At 70.6% G+C, this 17,816-nt stretch carries 13 protein-coding genes and 1 pseudogene; 2 read left to right on the forward strand and 12 right to left on the reverse strand.

Features of this window, described 5'->3' with window-relative positions; all coding sequences use genetic code 11:
- Nucleotides 1-87, reverse strand: a pseudogene (locus tag IE95_RS19020) (ferredoxin); the annotation flags it as partial.
- A gap of 92 nt (nt 88-179) precedes the next feature.
- On the opposite strand from IE95_RS19020, the gene IE95_RS19025 reads away from it, so the two are divergent.
- Nucleotides 180-509 (forward strand): DUF6725 family protein, encoded by a 330-nt coding sequence (locus tag IE95_RS19025; protein ID WP_036572024.1) that lies wholly within the window; start codon nt 180-182, stop codon nt 507-509.
- Nucleotides 510-552: 43 nt separating this feature from the next.
- Here the strand turns inward: IE95_RS19025 and IE95_RS19030 are convergent, their stop codons facing one another.
- The 8 genes from IE95_RS19030 to IE95_RS0113285 all read right to left on the reverse strand — a co-directional run bounded on the left by IE95_RS19030 (nt 553) and on the right by IE95_RS0113285 (nt 12,117).
- Nucleotides 553-1,635 carry a prephenate dehydrogenase gene (locus IE95_RS19030; RefSeq protein ID WP_084690276.1) on the reverse strand — a complete coding sequence of 361 codons (1,083 nt, stop codon included), beginning with the start codon at nt 1,633-1,635 and terminating at the stop codon, nt 553-555.
- Nucleotides 1,632-2,657, reverse strand: a complete 1,026-nt coding sequence (locus IE95_RS0113255; RefSeq protein WP_036572039.1) for a prephenate dehydratase — start codon at nt 2,655-2,657, stop codon at nt 1,632-1,634. The genes IE95_RS19030 and IE95_RS0113255 overlap by 4 nt, the downstream gene beginning before the upstream one ends.
- On the reverse strand, nt 2,654-3,541 hold the full coding sequence (locus tag IE95_RS0113260) for an ACT domain-containing protein (protein ID WP_030152097.1): 888 nt from the start codon (nt 3,539-3,541) through the stop codon (nt 2,654-2,656). The genes IE95_RS0113255 and IE95_RS0113260 overlap by 4 nt, the downstream gene beginning before the upstream one ends.
- Before the next feature lie 231 nt (nt 3,542-3,772).
- Nucleotides 3,773-6,421 (reverse strand): VanW family protein, encoded by a 2,649-nt coding sequence (locus tag IE95_RS0113265; protein WP_084690257.1) that lies wholly within the window; start codon nt 6,419-6,421, stop codon nt 3,773-3,775.
- An 81-nt stretch (nt 6,422-6,502) separates the two neighbouring features.
- On the reverse strand, nt 6,503-6,973 hold the full coding sequence (locus IE95_RS0113270; RefSeq protein WP_206053266.1) for a DUF6113 family protein: 471 nt from the start codon (nt 6,971-6,973) through the stop codon (nt 6,503-6,505).
- Nucleotides 6,961-8,058, reverse strand: a complete 1,098-nt coding sequence (locus tag IE95_RS19680; protein ID WP_051703097.1) for a PIG-L family deacetylase — start codon at nt 8,056-8,058, stop codon at nt 6,961-6,963. Before IE95_RS19680 ends, IE95_RS0113270 begins: the two co-directional genes overlap by 13 nt.
- A gap of 99 nt (nt 8,059-8,157) precedes the next feature.
- The gene (typA, locus tag IE95_RS0113280; RefSeq protein WP_030152101.1) at nt 8,158-10,068 is read right to left on the reverse strand and encodes a translational GTPase TypA; all 1,911 of its coding nucleotides are present in this window, start codon (nt 10,066-10,068) and stop codon (nt 8,158-8,160) included.
- A 243-nt stretch (nt 10,069-10,311) separates the two neighbouring features.
- A complete protein-coding gene (locus IE95_RS0113285) occupies nt 10,312-12,117 on the reverse strand; it encodes an ABC transporter ATP-binding protein (protein ID WP_084690259.1) in 1,806 nt (601 codons plus the stop codon).
- A gap of 86 nt (nt 12,118-12,203) precedes the next feature.
- On the opposite strand from IE95_RS0113285, the gene IE95_RS19685 reads away from it, so the two are divergent.
- On the forward strand, nt 12,204-12,794 hold the full coding sequence (locus tag IE95_RS19685; RefSeq protein ID WP_129429484.1) for a PH domain-containing protein: 591 nt from the start codon (nt 12,204-12,206) through the stop codon (nt 12,792-12,794).
- 67 nt (nt 12,795-12,861) lie between these two features.
- On the opposite strand, the gene IE95_RS0113295 is transcribed toward IE95_RS19685, so the two are convergent.
- The 3 genes from IE95_RS0113295 to IE95_RS0113305 form a co-directional block, all read right to left on the reverse strand.
- A complete protein-coding gene (locus tag IE95_RS0113295; RefSeq protein WP_030152104.1) occupies nt 12,862-13,947 on the reverse strand; it encodes an ABC transporter permease in 1,086 nt (361 codons plus the stop codon).
- On the reverse strand, nt 13,944-15,470 hold the full coding sequence (locus tag IE95_RS0113300; RefSeq protein ID WP_030152105.1) for an ABC transporter permease: 1,527 nt from the start codon (nt 15,468-15,470) through the stop codon (nt 13,944-13,946). Before IE95_RS0113300 ends, IE95_RS0113295 begins: the two co-directional genes overlap by 4 nt.
- A 239-nt stretch (nt 15,471-15,709) precedes the next feature.
- Nucleotides 15,710-17,554, reverse strand: a complete 1,845-nt coding sequence (locus IE95_RS0113305) for an ABC transporter family substrate-binding protein (protein ID WP_030152106.1) — start codon at nt 17,552-17,554, stop codon at nt 15,710-15,712.
- Nucleotides 17,555-17,816 lie beyond the last annotated feature (262 nt).

Consider the following 17,816-nt stretch of genomic DNA (forward strand, 5'->3'; position numbering starts at 1 on the left):
GCCCTCATAGATGCAGTCCACCGGACACTCCTCGATGCACGCCTTGTCCTTCACGTCCACACAAGGCTGAGCAATCACGTACGTCACGTCGGAGGTTCCCTTTCACCTGCTGCACCGAGCACTTCCCCCTAGTATCGCTCAGGAACGGGGCATCCCGGCCATCGGCGGACGAAGAGAGCGTGAGCACGACCATGAGTTCCACCCCGCGCCCGGCGCTCGACCCGCAGTGGGTCGCGTGGCCCCCTGGCGCCCGTGTCGTGGTCCGCCGACGGCTCACGCCGGACGAGGCGCGCGCCACCCAGGACCCCGCGACCGGGGAGGGGAGGTCGGTGACCGACGTGATCGGGATCGTCCTGTCGGTCTCCCCCGGCTCCTCGATCACCCTGCGCACCGACGCGGGCGGCTCGCACGAGTCGGTCGAGGTGACGATCCCCGCCGAGCAGCTCGTGGCCGCCAAGCAGATCCCGCCCCGGCCGCCGCGCAGGCTGCCGCGCCAGCCGATCGACTGACCGTCCCAGGACCGGACGGGCGCCGCGATCGCGACCACCTCGATCAGCGCGACGGGCGCCCCGAGCCCCCGTCGCCCTCACGCGCGAGCTCCACCATGTCGCCGTGCACGGCGACGACGGCCCACCCCGCGACGGAGAGCTCGACGAGCTCGGTGAACCACTCCGGTCCTCCGAGGTCGACCGACAACCGTTCCGTCCCCGCAGCGCCCACGCCACCCCGAGACCCGTCGGGCACGGGCGCGACCGCGGCCGCCCCCTGAGGCTGCCACGTCGCCCGGACGTCGTCGGCCCGGTCGAAGAACCCGGTCGTGGCCGCGTTCTCCTCCAGCGCCGTCGCGAGCGCCTCGAGATCACGCGCCGCGAGCCGGAGCGCCGGAGCGACCCAGCCGGCGTTCTCGGTGAGCATGGCCTCTGTTCGCCGCGGATCCGTCCGCCCCACGCGGGTCCCGTCCCGGAAGCTCCCCGCAGCCAGCGCCAGCGCCACACCCCGGACGGGCGCGGCCGACACGAGGTTGAGCAGCTCGATCGCGAACGCATGCGGGACGTGGCTGATGAGCGCCGCCGCCTCGTCGTGCACGTCGTCGGTCAGCACGAAGGCGCGACCGCCCGCCGCGCCCGTCACGAGCGCGAGCACCGTCGCGAGCCGCTCGGGGCGCGTCCTGTCCGTGACCGTGACGGCCCAGCGGGCGGCGTCGAGCAGCCCCGCCGACGACGCAGCGAACCCCGACTCCTCGGTCCCCGCCATGGGGTGCGCGCCGACGTACCGGTCCCCCAGACCGCACCCCTCCAGGACCTCACGCACAGGCCCCTTGACGGACCCGACGTCCGTGACCACGGTCGTCGCGGGCAGGTGCCGCGCGACCTCGCCGGCCACGGGGCGCATGGCCCGCAGCGGGACCGCGAGGACCAGGACGTCCGGGGCCGACGCGCACAACGACTCGACGTCCTCGACCACCCAGATCCCGGCGTCCGCAGCCAGCGCCCGCGTCTCCACCGACGAGTCGTAGCCCGTGACCGTCACGCCCTGGCGAGCCAGGCGCCGGGCCAGGGAGCCGCCGATGAGCCCGAGACCCAGGACGGCGACCGTCGTGGGGCCGCCACGGCGCGCGTCGTCGTCGCGCCTCAACCCCACAGCAGCCCCCTGCGGAGCTCGTCCGCCGAAGCGCCCGCCCGGACCGACCCCACCGGGACGTGGTCCGAGGACAGCGCCTCGTCGAGCTCCCCGCGCGCAGGGAAGACCCCCAGCGTCTTGACCGAGTCCCCCGCCCCGAGCAACCCGTCGAGGACCTCGCGCACCGCGGGCTCCCAGGGCGCGGCATCGACCGTCAGGACGAACACGTACTTCCCCTCGAGCGCCTTGAGCGGGCGAGTGATGAGGCTCGACAGGTTCACGCCCCCCGCGCCGAACGCCTGCGTGATCCTCGCCAGCACACCTGGCCCCGTGACGTGCGGTGTCAGCGCGAGCATGGTGCGCCACTGCGCGTCCGCCCCGACGACCCGCGCGGCGGCGAGCGCCGCCTGGGCCCGGTCGCGTCGGACGATCGCCAGGAACCTCGTCCGTGCGCCGCGGAAGTCCTCGACCCCGGCCTCGAGCAGGTCGAGCCCGTACAGCTCGCCGCAGATCGCAGGACCGATCGCGATCTGGTGCTCGGTCGCGTCACGGCACGCCGCCGCGTTGGACGACGACGGGACGGGGACGGCCCCCGAGCGCACCACGAAGTCCTGGCACTGGGCCAGACCGTGCGGATGGGCCGTGACCTCGGTCAGCGCGCCGTGCCCCGGGCGGACGAACGCGTCGAACGTGATCTCCAGGACCACCTCGTCGACCGCCACGACGTCCTCGCTGCCCACGATCGCGTCGAGCGACGGGACCACGTACCCCTCGACCGAGCTCTCGATCGCCACGATGCCGTGGTCGAACTCGCCCGAGGCGACCCCCGCGTAGACGTCGGTCACGGTCGACGCCGGGACGAGCTCGACGTCCGCACCGCCGTCCGCACCGCCGTCCGCACCGCCGTCCGCACCGCCACCCCCCGGGGTGAGCGACGTCGTCGGGACTGCTCCCGCGGCTGCCTGCGCGCGCACCCACCGGACCGCCGCCTGGTGCGTGAACGTACCCTCCGGCCCGAGGTAGGCGACCCTCGTCACGAGCCCACGTGCTCCGGCGCCCACTGCGGTGCCAGGGCGTCAGGCCCCGGGACGAACTCCCGGCCCGGGAGGACCGCGAGCACCCGGTGGGCGACGTCGCGCGAGGACAGCTCGGCGATGAGCCCGGTCAGGACCGAGACGTCCGGGCACGAGAACGACGAGAAGAAGATGTGCGGGCCCGCCGACGAACGGTGGCTGCGCAGGTGCTGCATGTCGATCCCGCTCTCCGCGATGACCGAGAGCGTCTGCTGGAGCGAGCCGCGGTGGTCGTCGCGCGGGCCGAACGCGAACCAGACCTGCGCCTCCCCCGCGAACTCCGGTGCGGGACGACGCGCCTCGACCAGGCCGTACCAGATCGGCGCGCCCTCGCTCAGGCGCGCGCTGCCCGGGATCTCCTCCCACCCGGCCGGGATCTCCGAGCGCTCGACGACGAGCGTCCCGCTGGGCCCCGCCAGGGCGATCCTCTCGTCGAGCGCGGTCCGTGACGGGACCAGGCGAGGGTTCGCCCCCAGCGTCCGCAGGACATGGCGGCAGTCACGCATGCCCGCCTCGTCGACGACGACGCTCCCCGTGGACTGCCCCGGGCGCCCCGCCCACACCCACTGCGCGGGCACCGCGACCGCCGACGTGATGACCAGCGACGGCGCCGCCGCGAGCAACGCACGCTCGAGGTCGTGGGACGGCTGCGCCGGGTGACCGATGTGCACGACCGCCGCCAGGTCGTCGATGCTCGCGACCGTCGCGAGCGTCGTCGAGGTCGACCCGAGGTCCAGCAGGTCGTCCGCCCCCGTGCCCGCAGGCCACCCGTCCGCGCCGTGCCACTTCGCGATCTGTGCGGCGAGCCGTGCGTGGGCCCCCGACTCGCGTTCACTACGTCCGAGCATCGAGTGTCCTCGCCCCTCTCACGGTGGCCGCGCGTGCGCGGCGCCTGTCAGCGTCCGACGAGCAGTGTAGCGGCGGCACCCCGAGACCGACGGGGCGCGCGAGTCCCCTGAGACGCCGTGACCCGCCGGCCGGCCGCCCCGCCCCGGAACGGCGGAGCGGGCCGAGACCCGTCGGTCTCGACCCGCTCACCTCGCTCCGGTACGTACCGGCGCAGGACCGTCAGTGCGACCTCAGGGCTCGCACACGACCTGGTTGTCCGGCTTGTACGTCCACCGGTCCGACTCCTCCTTGACGACCTTCCCCTCGAGCAGGAGCTTGCGGTACGTCGTGATCGAGAAGCCCGCGTTCCCCTTGGCCTGGGGCACGCAGTCCGGTCCCGAGTGCGTGACCGTGGTCGGCTCGACCACGTTCTGCTTGCCGCTCGAGGACTCCTCCACGGTCCAGTACTTCGTGCTCCAGATCGCCACGTGGAGCTTGCCACCGCCGATCCAGGACTGCAGGAGCACACCGTAGGGCGTGTTGTTCTTGAACTTCATGTCGATCGAGCCGACGAAGATCGTCGCCTCGCGACCGGCGGGGTACCGGCTGAACCAGTAGCTGTGCTGACGGTGCTCGACGTCCTCGAGCCCCGCGTAGAAGCCGGCGTTGTAGGTCGTCGTGGCCATCTGCGACAGACCGCCACCGATGCCCTCGACGTGCTTGCCGTCCTGCACGATGCCCGCCGAGTAGTAGCCGCCGGCCGCCGTGATCGGGGACAGGGCGTCCGTCAGGGAGAACGTCTCGCCCGGCCTGACCAGGGTGCCGTTGACCTTGCTCGCCCCGACCCGCAGGTTCTCGGTGCGCTGCGCGTCGCTCGTCAGGTTCGTGGAGAACTCGGAGACCTTCTCCTTGACACCCAGCGCCTCGAGCGCCGCGACCGACTCGGCGGGGTCAGACTGCGTGAGCTCGACCGTCGCCGTGCGCTCGGTGCCGACCGCTGCCGTCGTGACCGCAGAGCTCAGAGCGACCGGATCGATCGTGGTGCCCGGTTCGCCCCCCTCGATGACCGGCGCCCCGTCGACGAAGACGAACCTCGCGTCCGCCGCCTCGTCGAGCAGGTCGTCGGTCCCCGCGACGACGGCTTCGAGCAGGGTCGGGCCGTCGAACGTGAGCTGGAGCGCGCCGTCCGTCGGGTTGAAGGCGGCCGCGGACGCGAGGACGTCAGGCGTGAGCTCGGCCTGCTGACCTCCGACCGCGACCGTGACGGGGGCCGAGACGACGCTCTGCGCCTGAGCGAGCGCCGCGTCCGTCTCCTCCTGCGTGACTGCCGGCGCTTCCGGGGTCGTCGGGAGGTCTAGCGTGTCGGGCCCCGTGAGCCACTCGGTGCTGATGATCTCGATCGACTCGTCCTCGACGATCTCCGCACCGTCCTGCGCCGACATCGCCACGGGCTGCCCGTCCGTGAACACGACGTTGCCGTCGACCGGTTCGAGCGCCAGCCGGGCCTTGAGCTCGGCGACCTGGGCCTCGAGCTTCTGGTCGTCGACCGTCGTCACGGGCTCCTCGTCCGTGCCCCCGAAGACGTGCTTCCAGAGCTGGACCGGGCTCATCGAGAACGACGTGAGCTCGTCGGCCGTCGCCTGCGCGTCGAACGCGAGACCGGCTGCGGCCGGATCGAGCGTCGTCGTGGACGTGCCCGCCTGGAGCGTGATCGGCTCGGCCGCGCGTCCGCCGAGCCCCTTCTGGAGCGCGGCCGTGGCCGCCGTCGTGTCGAGGCCCCCCACGGGCACGCCCGCCACGGTGGTCTCCGGTGGGACCTTGTCCGAGTAGAACCACTGCGCGCCCGTGTAGAGGCCGCCGAGCACGACGACCCCGATCCCGGCCCACAACGCCACCTTGGGCAGACGGCTGGGCGCCTTGTCGCCAGAGATGCCGTCGAGCGGCGAACCGCCGTCCGTCGGAGCGGTCGACGCCGCCTCGGGAGCACCGACCGGGGTGAACGCCGACGCGATCGAGGTGCGTGCCGGTCCTGCGGCCGCCTCCTGAGCGGGGGGCGTCGCATCGCCCGACGTCGCAGCGCTCGTCCACGCCGACGCCGCCGGGGCGAAGGGCGAGTCAGGAGGCGTCGATCCTCCCTGCGCGACGGGCCCGACGACGGGGTCCAAGGCCTGCGTGCTCCCGGCATCCGCGACGGGCTGGACGTCAGCGGCGGGCTGGGCGTCGACGGTGGGCTGGGCGTCGGCGGTGGACGTCGGCGGGGCGGCCAGGACCGGGGGCCCGGGTGCGACGGGGGCTTCCGGGCGGTCTGCGGTCTGCGCCTCGGGCGCGTCGGTGCTGGAGGCCACCGGCTCCTCGAAGGCGAAGACACGAGGCGAGTACGGCACGTCGTCGCCGTCGTCGAAACGGGGATGGCGGGGCTCGGGCGGCGGGGTGACAGCACTCGGCGCACTCTCCGCGACCGGCTCAGCAGGCGTCGCAGCACTCGGCGCACTCACCGCGACCGGCTCAGCAGGCGTCGCAGCACTCGGCGCAACCGGCTCAGCGGGCGTCGCAGCGAGGCGTCGCAGCACTCGGCGCAACCGGCTCAGCGGGCGTCGCAGCGTCGGCGCAACCGTCTCGGCAGGCGGCGCGGCCGCAGGGGCCGGTTCCTCGGCCGGCCCCGGCACGTGCTCGCTCGGTGCAACGTCGACCGCCGTGCCCGCGTCATCGACCCCGTCGGTCCGGCCCGCTCCGGCCTCGGCGGGCGCTGCCGACTCGGCGGGCGCTACCTCGACCGACTCGTCCGGAGCTCCCGGCGCGGTGCTCTCGGGTGGAACGACGTCGGTCGGCTGCTCCGGGGTCGACACCTCGTCGCTCGTGCTCGGTTCCTGCGCGTTCTCACGCTCGGTCGGGTGGCCCATCGACTGTCTCCGTGACGATTCTGGCGCGCGGCGAAGGCCGCGACGAAGGAGGGTGGTGCGGACTGCCCGCGAGGGGCAATTCTATGCGTCCGTACCGATCTGTCCGGTCGGTGTCCGGCGTGAAGATCCGGTGACGATCTGCGCTGTCGGGTGGCGAGTGGCCCCCGACCGCACCGGCTGGTCGCTGAACCACGACCACGGCAGGAAGGCCGCGATCGCGATGACGGCCATCCCGCCGTAGACCCACACGAGCCCGACGGTCTGGTTCGGCACCAGCAGGTCGCCGCCCGGCCCCTCGGATGCGAGAACCTGCACCGCCACGACCCAGCCGATCCCGTAGCCGACGACTCCCGCCCAGCCCGTCCAGGCCCGTGCGAGCACTGCCCCGGCGAGGACCGCGAGCAGCGCCACGACGATCCCGACGGGCAGCAGGTGGTCCGTCACCACGACACGGTGCATCACGGTGCCCACGGCTCCCACCACGAGGCCGAGCGCGACGCACAGCAGCGCACGCCCGATCGTACGTGCCCCGGTGTTCTTCACTGTGTCCACGCTACTGGTCCTGTCTGATCATTTCCCGTGAACCTGCGGGGAGGTCCCGCAGACTCCGGGGTCACGGTGTAGAACTCACGTGAAGGAAGGGCGGCGAGGACGTCGTTGCTCAACGCGTACCACCCGAGGACGCCATCGGGCCCCTCGGACGGTGCGGCGTCGTCCCTGGCGTCCACGGGCACGGTCCCGACGTGCTGGACCTGTGTCGCGTGCGCGCGCAGAGCCCCGACCACGGCGTCGAGCACGGGCGCCACCTCCACGACGACGACGCTCTCGAGGGAGTCCTTCGCCACGGGAGGCAGGTCCTCGTGCGGGTCCGGCAGGGTGAGGTCGGGGTGCTCGGCGAGCAGGGTGCGGACACCCGCCAGGCCGGCCAGCTCGCGACGCGCGGCGCGCGCCACCGCAGCAGGCACGACCGACTGCCACAGCTCGGGCCCCTGATCCTGCGCGTCGCCCTCGGCTACCCGCACGCCGGCCGGTGAGGCGCCGTCGGGCACGGGGACCTGCTCACCGCGGGCGGCGAGCGCGATCGCGCGGACCGTGATCTCGTGCGCTCGGACGTGGTCCGGGTGCCCGTAGCCGCCCGACGGCTCGTACGTCACGACGACCCGGGGCCGCCGCTCGCGCAGGACGCGCGCGAGGCGGTGCGCGGCGTCGTCGAGCGGGACGGCGACGAGCGCGCCGTCCGGGAGGTCGGCCTCGGCCGCGGCCCGTGCGATGCCCGGCGCGGCCCACGCCATGCCCGAGTCGCGGAACACGACGGGCACGCGCGCGCCCGCGTCCTCGGTGCTCTCGTCGGGCTCGACCTGGTCGAGGAACACGTGGTCGGACACCCCCAGGCGCCCCAGCGCCGCGGTGAGCTCGCCCTCCCGGTGCGCCGCGAGGGCCGGGCCGTCACCCTCGAGGTGCGCGAGCTCCGTGCCGATCACCTCGCCCTGCTCGCCGCGCGTGCACGTCACGAGCGTCACGGCCTCGCCCGACGCCGCCCACGTCGCCAGCAGCGCGCCGGTCGCGAGGGTCTCGTCGTCGGGGTGGGCGTGCACCGCGAGCAGCCCGCCGCGGGGCCGGACCGGCTCGGACCTCATACATCCTCCACAGGGGCGGGTAGTGCGGAGCCCGCACCGCCGGTCACGAGGACCGGCGGCACGGGCTGCACGCTCAGCGGTGGTGCCGTCCTGAGGTGGTCAGGACTTCTTCGCGCGGGAGAACGCGCGGGCGCGCTCGGTCTGGTCGAGGATGACCTTGCGGATGCGCACGACCTCGGGGGTGACCTCGACGCACTCGTCCTCGCGGGCGAACTCGAGCGACTCCTCGAGCGTCAGGTGCTTCGGGGGCGTGAGGTTCTCGAAGGTGTCGGAAGAGGCTGCACGCATGTTCGTGAGCTTCTTCTCCTTCGTGATGTTGACGTCCATGTCCTCGTTGCGCGAGTTCTCGCCGACGATCATGCCCTCGTAGACCTCCTGCGTGGGGTCGACGAAGAAGGAGCCGCGCTCCTGCAGGTTGATCATCGCGAACGGCGTCACGACGCCTGCGCGGTCCGCGACGAGCGAGCCGTTGACGCGGGTCTCGATGGGGCCCGCCCACGGCTCGTAGCCCTCCGCGATGGAGGCCGCGATACCGGTTCCGCGCGTGTCCGTGAGGAAGCGGGTGCGGAAGCCGATGAGGCCACGCGCCGGGACGACGAACTCCATGCGGACCCAGCCCGTGCCGTGGTTCGACATGGTCTCCATGCGGCCCTTGCGCTGCGCGAGGAGCTGCGTGACGTTGCCCAGGTACTCCTCGGGCACGTCGATCGTCATGCGCTCCATGGGCTCGCACTTCTTGCCGTCGATCACCTTGGTGACCACCTGCGGCTTGCCCACGGTCAGCTCGAAGCCCTCGCGTCGCATCTGCTCGACGAGGATCGCGAGAGCGAGCTCACCACGGCCCTGGACCTCCCAGGCGTCGGGGCGCTCGGTCGGCAGGACGCGCAGCGACACGTTGCCGATGAGCTCCTTGTCGAGGCGGTCCTTGACCTGACGGGCCGTGACCTTGTGCCCCTTGCCACCCTTGCCCGCGAGCGGGGAGGTGTTGATACCGATCGTCATCGAGATCGCCGGGTCGTCGACCGTGATGAGCGGCAGCGGACGCGGGTCGTCGGGGTCCGTGAGGGTCTCACCGATGGTGATGTCCTCGATGCCCGCGACCGCGACGATGTCACCGGGGCCGGCCGAGTCGGTCGGCACGCGGTCGAGCGCCTTGGTCTCGAGGAGCTCGGTGATCTTGACGTTCTGCATGGTGCCGTCGTGACGCGCCCACGCGACCGTCTGGCCCTTGTGGATCGTGCCGTTGAAGATGCGCAGCAGCGCGAGGCGGCCCAGGAACGGCGACGCGTCGAGGTTGGTGACGTGGGCCTGGAGGGGCGCGCCCTCCTCGTACGTCGGCGCGGGGATCTTCTCGAGGATGGTCTCGAACAGGGGCTCGAGGTCCTCGGAGTCGGGGACGCCGCCGTCCTCGGGCTGGTTCTTGGACGCACGGCGCAGCTTGGCGGCCGCGTACACGACGGGCACGTCGAGGATCGCGTCGAGGTCGAGGTCGGGGACCTCGTCCGCGAGGTCGCCCGCGAGGCCCAGCAGCAGGTCGGTGGCCTCGGCGACGACGTCGGTGATGCGCGCATCAGGGCGGTCGACCTTGTTGACCACGATGATGACGGGCAGCTTCGCGGCGAGCGCCTTGCGCAGCACGAAGCGCGTCTGGGGCAGCGGGCCCTCGGACGCGTCGACGAGCAGCACGACGCCGTCGACCATGGACAGGCCGCGCTCGACCTCACCACCGAAGTCGGCGTGGCCCGGGGTGTCGATCACGTTGATCGTGATGCCCTCGGGGTGCCCCGCCGCGGCGGCCGCCGGACCGGCGTAGCGCACGGCGGTGTTCTTCGCGAGGATCGTGATGCCCTTCTCGCGCTCCAGGTCACCGGAGTCCATGGCCCGCTCGTCGACGTGCGCGTGCGCGCCGAACGCGCCGGACTGGTGCAGCATCGCGTCGACCAGGGTCGTCTTGCCGTGGTCGACGTGGGCGACGATCGCCACGTTGCGCAGGTCAGAGCGCACAGACATACAGAACTCATTTCGGGAGAGGAGCGAGCGACGGAGGTTTCCGCCCCGGAGTTGGTGGCCAGCAGACGGGCGCCGCCCGCGCAGAGCACGCGCGCGCCGTCGTCCGGGCACGGCTATCTTACCGGGTGCGAGCCAGTGCGTGGAGAGGGTGCTCCGTCACACCCGTCCCTCGCCCGGCCACCACGCAAGATGCCCGACGACGGCACGCGCCGTCGTCGGGCATCTCACCCGCGCTGCGGGAGGTCAGGGCTGCTGCGGGATGCGGTCGCCCTCGATGTTCTCGCGACGGTCGAGCTGCGAACGGTGGAGCGCGTCGACCTCGCTCGACTCGTCCCGGGCGATGTCCTTGGCCTCGTTGACGAGCAGGAGGTCGCGGGCCTCGCGGCGCACGCGCTGCTGCTCCGGGTCCGGCACGGGGACCGCGGCGAGCAGACGGCGCGTGTAGTCGTCGCGCGGGGAGTTGACGACCTGCGCCGTGTCCCCGACCTCGACCAGCTTGCCGTGGTGCATCACCGCGATCCGGTCGGACAGGATCTCGACGACCGCGAGGTCGTGCGAGATGAACAGGCAGGCGAAGCCGTGCTCGCGCTGCAGGTCCTGGAAGAGGTCGAGCACCTTGGCCTGGACCGACACGTCGAGCGCCGACGTGGGCTCGTCCGCGACCAGGAGCTTGGGCTCGAGCGAGAGCGCCCGGGCGATGCCCACGCGCTGACGCTGACCACCCGAGAGCTCGTGCGGGTAACGGTTGCGCATCGCACGCGGCAGCTCGACCTGGTCGAGCAGGCGCTCGACCTCGTTGCTCAACGCCTTGCCCTTGATGCCCTTGTGGAGCATGAGCGGCTCCCCGATGGACTCACCGATCGGCAGACGCGGGTTGAGCGACGAGCCCGGGTCCTGGAAGACGATCCCGACCTGGTTGCGCAGCGGACGCAGGTCGCGCGAGCGGGCACCGACCATGTTCTGGCCGACGATCGACAGCTCACCGCCGGTGACGGGCAGCAGCCCCACCGCCGCACGGCCGATCGTCGTCTTGCCCGAGCCGGACTCACCCACGAGGCCGACGACCTCGCCCTGGCGGATCGTCAGGTTGACCCGGTCGACCGCACGGAAGCCGGGCGCGCGGCCACGACCCGGGTACTCGATGACCATGTCCTTGGCCTCGAGCACGACCGGGCGCTGGTCCACGACGGGCTGGACCGGCTCGGTGACCTCGGCGCGAGCGGTGCCCAGGTGCGGGACCGCGTCGAGCAGCCGCTGCGTGTAGGGGTGCTGGGGCGCGGAGAAGATCTGCGCCGCCGTGCCCTCCTCCACGACCAGGCCGTTCTTCATGACGAGGATGCGGTCCGCCATGTCGGCGACGACGCCCATGTCGTGCGTGATGAGGATGATGCCCGAGTCGATGCGGTGACGCAGGTCACGCATGAGCTTGAGGATCTCGGCCTGGACCGTGACGTCGAGGGCCGTGGTCGGCTCGTCGGCGATGAGCAGGCGCGGGTCGCACGCGAGAGCCTGCGCGATCATCGCGCGCTGACGCTGGCCGCCCGAGAGCTGGTGCGGGTAGGAGTCGAAACGGCGCTCCGGCTCGGGGATCTCCACGAGCGTGAGCAGCTCGATCGCGCGCTTCCTGGCGTCCTTGGGACCCATGTCGAAGTGCGTGCGCAGCGTCTCGACGATCTGGAACCCGACGGTGTACACCGGGTTGAGCGCCGTCATGGGCTCCTGGAAGATCACCGAGATCTCCTTGCCACGGATGTGGCGGAGCTTGCTCGTCGACATCCCGATGAGCTCACGGTCACCCAGCTTCGCGCTGCCGGTCGCCCGACCGTTCGGCGGGAGCAGACCGATGAGGGACATCGACGACTGCGTCTTGCCGGAGCCGGACTCGCCCACGATCGCGAGCACCTCGCCCGGGTGCACGTCGTAGCTGACGCCGGACGCGGCCGGGAACCACTCGCCGTCGACGTAGAAGTCGACGCCGAGGTCACGGACGGTCAGCACGGGTTCGCCGGTGGGCGCCGGTGCCGCCTGGGGTGCTGTCTCGATTGCCACAGGTATCAGGATCCTTCCTGTATGCGACGGACGTCGGCGCTGGTCAGCGCTCCGGTCGGTGTCTGCATCTCTGGGAGTATGGGCCCATGGGACCCACACACGTTTTCAGGTCGACGTACGGCCGGATGCTGACCGGTGCCGCAGCGCTGGTCGCGCTCGTCACCCTGGTCAGCCTCGCGACGTCGGGGGGCGTCGAAGAAGTACTGCGCTACGGCGCGTGGCCGCTGCTCGCGCTGCTGGTCGTCTGGGCGCTCTTCTGGTACCCCGAGGTCCAGGTGAGCGACGGCGAGATCGTGCTGCGCAACGTGCTGCGCACCGTGCAGGTCCCCTGGCCCACCTTCCGGAGCGTGGACGCGCACCTCGCACTCAAGGTGACGACGACGAGCGGCACCTTCACGGCGTGGGCCGCACCTGCCAGCAGCGGCTCCGTGGCGAGGCTGCGCAACCCCCGCACGGTGGACCCCGCCAGGGGCATGGTCGGTGACCGCCTGGTCAGCGGGGCCAACGCCGACGCCGCAGCGCTGGTGATCGGGGAACGCTACGAGGCGCTGCGCTCTGCGGGACACCTCGACGGCCACGACCACGGACTCACGCCCCGCACGACGTGGCACGTCGCGACCGTCGCCGGCCTCGTGGTGCTCACGGCCCTCGGGGTGCTCGCCCCGCAGCTCGGCTGAGCACGCCACCGGTACCGACGGCGCCCCGAGGGGAGTCGTCGGTACCGGTGACGTGAGGCCGGTCATGTCAGCTCCCGCCGCCCAGGCCCGCGTGGCCACCCTGGGCCTGCGCCGGGATGGTGGTCTGGTGCGAACGACCAGCGGCGCGTTCCATCTTCCGCTGCGAGGGGATCCGCTTCTGACGCGGGTCGAACGCGTCGCGCAACCCGTCACCGATGAAGTTGATGCACAGCGCGATCACGACGATGAACAGACCGGGCCACCAGAACAGCCAGGGACGCGTCGCGAACGACGACTGGTACTGGCTGATGAGCTGGCCGAGCGAGATGTCGGGCCGGACGATCCCGAACCCCAGGTAGCTCAGCGCGGTCTCGAGCAGGATGGCCGAGCTCATGAGCAGCGTCGTCGCGACGATGATGACACCGATCGCGTTCGGCAGGATGTGCTTGAAGATGATGCGCGTGTTGGATGCACCGGCGACGCGCGCGGCGTCGACGAACTCCCGCTCGCGCAGGCTCAGGAACTCCCCGCGCACCAGGCGCGCCAGGCTCGGCCAGAGGATCATACCGAGCGCCGCACCGAAGATCGCCGCGCTGAGAGAGCCCGCCATCTTGCCGATCACGGCACCGATGACGATGGTGGGGACCGTGATGACGAGGTCCGTGAAGCGCATGAGCATGCCGTCCGTGCGACCACGGAAGAAGCCGGACAACGAGCCGATCAGGACGCCCAGCACGCACGCGATGGTGCCGATGATGAACATGACCCCGAGCGACGTCTGGGTGCCCTTCATGACGTAGTAGAACATGTCGTGCCCGTTCTCGTCCTGACCGAACGGGTGCTCGCCGATGGCGAAGCCGGACCCGCCGAGCCAGGTGGGCATGCTCAGCGTGGGTGCGCCGCCCGCGTTGATGACCTTGCCCGACCCCGCACCCTGCGGCCACCAGCCCGGCACCGGGCCGAAGCCCACCGAGGTGAAGGCGAGCAGCACGACGAGGATCAGGACCGCGAGCCCGAGCATGGCGCCCTTGTGCCGGAAGAACCGGCTGCGGACGATCTGCCCCTGGGACAGGCCTTCGACGTCCTTGAGCTCGATCGCGTTCTCGATGGTGACCGAGTCGTCGCCGTTCTGGGGGTTCTGAGGGGTACTCATGCGTTCACCCGAATTCGTGGGTCGAGGGCAGCGTAGATCAGGTCCGCCACGATGTTGGCGATGATCGCGAGCGCAGCGGTGATCAGGAGGTAGGCCATGACCGGCTCGATCTCGGCCTCCTGGAGCGAGTTGAGGAAGAGCGCGCCCATGCCCGGCCGGTTGAAGATCCGCTCCGTGACGACCGCACCACCGATGAGGGTGATGACGTCGATCGGGACGATCGTCGCGAGCGGGATCAGCGAGTTGCGGAAGCCGTGGCGCATGATGACGGTGCGCTCGCTCAGCCCCTTGGCACGAGCCGTGCGGATGTAGTCCTGGCTCATGACCTCGAGCATGCTCGAGCGCGAGTAGCGCGTGTAGCCCGCGAAGGCGACCAGGATCAGCGTCAGGGTCGGCAGCAGCAGGTGGGTGTACTGGTCGAGGACCTGCACCCAGTAGTTCCCGCCGAGGTTCGGGGTCCGGTCACCGAACGTCGCGATGGGGCGGCCGTTGATCGCGTTCGAGTTGACGTACGCGGGCCAGACCTGCATGACGCGGTCGATGTAGATCATGGCAGCGACCACGAACGCCGTGATCCCGCCGGTCCGTGCGGAGACTCCCCAGTCGGGACCGCGGAACAGGAAGCCGACCAGGACGCCCACGCCGATCGCGACGAGCGCGAGGCCGAACATCATGAGGTGGCTCGGGGCGACCGAGTTGAAGAAGCCCTGGAGCGGGTAGTAGAGGGCGACGCCGATGGCCACGGTCGCGAGGGCCGTGTACAGGGCACGACGGTTGCGCAGGCCCGCGGAGACCGCCGTCAGGGCGAACGCGAAGCCGACACCGGTGATGGCGATCAGCACCGGGCCCAGCTGCGGGTCGGCCCACCAGTCCGTGAGCTGGACGTAGAGCATGACTCCGAGCGTGGCCGCGAAGGCGAGAGCGAAGGTCTGTGCCCTGCGCGCGACCGAGCCGCCGATCGCCAGGACCCACAGCAGGCCCATGAGCGCCGCGACACCGATCAGCACCGGGATCGAGAGCGTCGGGTCCTCGAGGAAGTCGTTGAAGCCGATCGCTCCCCACTGCTTGAGCAGCACCGCGACCCAGAACGAGGGCAACGAGTAGAGCAGGAACGACAGGAAGATGATCAGGTAGTCGAACGTCGCGTACTGGCGCAGTGCGCTGACGATACCGACCGCGACACCGAGGACCAGCGACAGGACCGTGGCGGCCGTCACGAGCTGCAGGGTGGAGCCGATCGCGTGCGACACCAGGGTTCCGACGTCCTGGCCGGAACGCCAGGCGATGCCGAAGTCTCCCTGGAAGACGTGGCCGAGCCACTGGAAGAATCGCACCACGACGTTCGTGTCGAGGTTGAGCATGTCCTCGCGCGCGGCGATGCGCGCTGCCTTGTCCGCACCCTTGTACTCACGCAGGTCGGCAAGAGGATCGATCGCGAGATCGACCAGGAGGTACATCAGGAAGATGGCCACGAACAGCGTGGCTATGCCGGCCAGAAGGCGGCGCGTAATGAACGTCAACACGTTGGGGTAAACCTCGCAGACGACTGAGGACTCGCGATCAGCGAGTCATTCTATTCCGCGGTCCGGCAGCTGATGCGCGGCGGGAAGTTCTGGCCGGCATGTGCAGGCACGCGCGAGGGCGCCGGATGGGTGCTTCCGGCGCCCTCTCGTCGTCTCCGACCGAGGAGATCCTACGCGCTCGCGGGGAGGGACTCACATCCCTCCCCGCGAGCGATACGTCTCACCTGACGGAGTCGGTACTACTTGCTGGCCTCGGCGTTGCCGGTCGTCCAGTCCCAGTAGCCGTAGAAGATGCCCGGGGCGATCGTGAGCGGCACGACGCCGGAGATCTTCGACTCGTTCCAGGCGGTGACGCCCGGGAACTGGAAGATGGTGACACCGAACGCGTCGTCGACGAGGTGCTTCTCGACCTCACCGAGGATGCGGGTCTGCTCGGCCGTGTCCGTCTCGACCTGCAGCTCGTCGAACAGCGCGTCGACCGCGGGGTTCGAGTAGCCGTAGAAGTTGTTCGTCGCGGCGGTACGGTAGTTCGCGTCCGACTCGGTCACGGCCGTCGAGGTGGACTGCCACCCGAAGAGCGCCGCGTCGTAGAACGACGTCGCGTTGCTCAGGTCCGTGCCCCAGTCCGTCTGGACCTGGTACGGGGCGACCGTGAAGCCGGCCAGGGCGGCCGACTCGGTGATGAGCTGCGCCTGGTTGACACGACGCGTGTTGTTGGGGTCGAACAGCAGGCGCACGGAGACGGGCGACGTGACGCCGGCCTCGGCCAGGAGCGCCTTGGCGCCCTCGATGTCGACCTGGTCGTACTGGGACTGACCGCTCGCCGCGACGATGGAGTCGTAGGCGGGCGAGCCGGGGACCTGCGTGTACGAGTTGCGGATCTCAGCGTCCGGGTTGAGGGGCTTGATCAGGTTGTCGACGATCTGCTGACGCGGGATGGTCTTGAGGAACGCCTGGCGGACCTTCTTGGCCTTCTCCGCGTCGTTGCCGTAGGTCGCCGGGTCGAACGGTCCACCGTTGGTGAACTGCAGGTCGATGTGCTCGTAGGTGCCCTCGGTCGCGGACTCGACCTTGACGCCGTCGAGCGCGTTGACGGCCGAGAGGATGTCGGCCGTGGACTGCGGGTTGATGAGGTCGACCTCACCGTTCTGCAGCGCCTGGACCTGGCCCATCGGGTCGCCGTTGTAGCGGATCGTGACCTGGTCGATGCCGGCCTTGCGGTCGCCCTCGTACTTCTCGTTGGCCTTCAGCGTGACGTACTGGTCCTTGACGAAGTCCGTCATGACGTACGCGCCGCTCGAGAGGTAGAGGTTCTCGTCGTCGGGGAGCTCGGCGTAGTTGAAGTCGGTGCTCCACACCTTGGCGATCTTCTGCAGGCTCGCGGTGTCGTTGTCCTGGATCGCCTTGACGACGGCGTCGCTCGCCTCGGTCGCGTCCTCGATGCCGAGCGCGCGCTGACCCACGACGTGCGCCGGGAGGTTCGGGGAGATCGCGGTCTCCCAGTCGGCGAAGGGCTTGGAGTACGTCATCGTGATCGAGTTGTCCTCGATGACGGGCGTCTCGGTGATGAGCGCGACGGCGGGCGACGCAGCGTCGAAGTAGACACCTGCGTCGACCTCGGCCTGGTTCGTGACCTCACCGGTCTCGTCGTCCAGGATCGGCTCGACGTTGTTGAACTTGCCGTTCTGAGCAGCCCACTCGAGGAGGAGGTCCGCGGGGCCTGCCGCGACGTCGTCGGACCAGCCGGCGGTGTCCGCGTAGGTGTACTTGATCGTCAGCGGGTCGTCGGAGACCTTCTCGTAGGTGCCGTACGACTCGTCCTGAACCAGGTTCAGGTCCTCGTCGTAGTAGTTGAAGCCACCCTTCATCAGGTACAGCACGACGTTGTTCGCCGTGGCGTTCCCGGTCATGGAGTTGCCGTTGTACGAGTAGAACGGCTGGTTCCACGCGATGTTGACGCTCTCGCTGTCGTTGATGCCCGCACCGTCGCTGTTGCCGTCGCCGGACCCACCGGCGCACGCGGAGAGCGCCAGTGCGCTCGCCGCCACGGCTGCGACAGCCGCAGACTTCCGTGAGATCTTCAATGTTCCTCCTCAAGGGGATGGTGGGTTCCCCGTCGACGTGCTCCGCAGCAGCACTGCGCGGAGCTCGGCGACACGTGCGGGAGACCCACCACTGGTTTGGGGCAACGGTACCGACCAAGATGGGCGACTTCACCCGGTTGCACCTTTCGAGCGGCCGATCGTTACCGAGTTGATACTGGCCGGTACGGTGCTGTTTCCGCTTCGATACCCGGAGAAACCGGTACGCAACGGACCGGAAACACGGGACGGGCGCCGACCGCGT

The organism is Oerskovia turbata, from assembly GCF_000718325.1.
Taxonomy (GTDB): Bacteria; Actinomycetota; Actinomycetes; order Actinomycetales; family Cellulomonadaceae; genus Oerskovia; species Oerskovia turbata.

Coding starts and splice junctions, on each gene's coding strand:
- typA (WP_030152101.1), bottom strand. CDS start 10,068: ATGTCTGTGCGCTCTGACCTGCGCAACGTGGCGATCGTCGCCCACGTC.
- IE95_RS0113295 (WP_030152104.1), bottom strand. CDS start 13,947: ATGAGTACCCCTCAGAACCCCCAGAACGGCGACGACTCGGTCACCATC.
- IE95_RS0113260 (WP_030152097.1), bottom strand. CDS start 3,541: ATGCTCGGACGTAGTGAACGCGAGTCGGGGGCCCACGCACGGCTCGCC.
- IE95_RS0113265 (WP_084690257.1), bottom strand. CDS start 6,421: ATGGGCCACCCGACCGAGCGTGAGAACGCGCAGGAACCGAGCACGAGC.
- IE95_RS19685 (WP_129429484.1), top strand. CDS start 12,204: ATGGGACCCACACACGTTTTCAGGTCGACGTACGGCCGGATGCTGACC.
- IE95_RS19680 (WP_051703097.1), bottom strand. CDS start 8,058: ATGAGGTCCGAGCCGGTCCGGCCCCGCGGCGGGCTGCTCGCGGTGCAC.